This window comes from Candidatus Binatia bacterium, assembly GCA_023150935.1.
GTDB lineage: Bacteria > Desulfobacterota > Binatia > HRBIN30 > HRBIN30 > JAKLJW01.
In genome coordinates this window covers 1-607 of the sequence record JAKLJW010000143.1, presented here as the reverse complement: position 1 = coordinate 607, position 607 = coordinate 1, and the positions used below count along the sequence as shown (strand labels likewise).

Sequence of the window (607 nt, the reverse complement as noted above, 5' to 3'; positions counted from 1 at the left end):
CGAGCTGCTCGCGACACGCCGTGAAGATCGCCGCTGCGGAGAACGGCACACCCGGGGTGGCCACCACTGCGGCCACCACGTCCTTCTCGCCGGGCGCCCCCGACGCGGCCGGCACGCCGTAGACGAAGACGTCGTCCACGCAGGGCAGCTCCGCGATCACCTTCTCGACGAAGCCCGGATGGACGAAGTCGCCGTTGTGACGGATGCCGCCGCCCTTGCGGTGCGAGAAGAACAGCCAGCCCTGCTCGTCGCGCCAGCCCATGTCGCCGCTGCGCAGCCAGCCCCCGCGCGTCTTCGCCGCGGAGGCCGCCGCGTTCCCGTGGTACTCCACCGCCGCCGCCTCGCCGCTCGCGGGGCGCGAGCAGATCTCGCCGATCTCGCCGGGCGCGCACTCCCGGTCCTGCTCGTCCAGGATCTTCATCGCGAGGCCCGGCGCGGGCTTGCCGAACGAGCCGATCGGGCCCGCCCCGATCGGATGGAAGGCGAGGCCGCCTTCGACGGCGCCGTACCACTCGAAGATCCGCACGCCGAAGCGCCTCTCGAAGTCCGCCCACAGCGCGGCCGGCATGCCGGCGCTGATCACGAAGCGCACCGGGTTGCGCGCGTC

General features: G+C 73.1%; 1 protein-coding gene. It reads right to left on the bottom strand.

The genetic code is table 11. The annotated features are described in order from the left end of the window. Nucleotides 1–592, bottom strand: a 592-nt coding sequence (locus tag L6Q96_23405; GenBank protein ID MCK6557495.1) for an AMP-binding protein, incomplete at its 3' end; no start/stop codon positions are given. Nucleotides 593–607 lie beyond the last annotated feature (15 nt).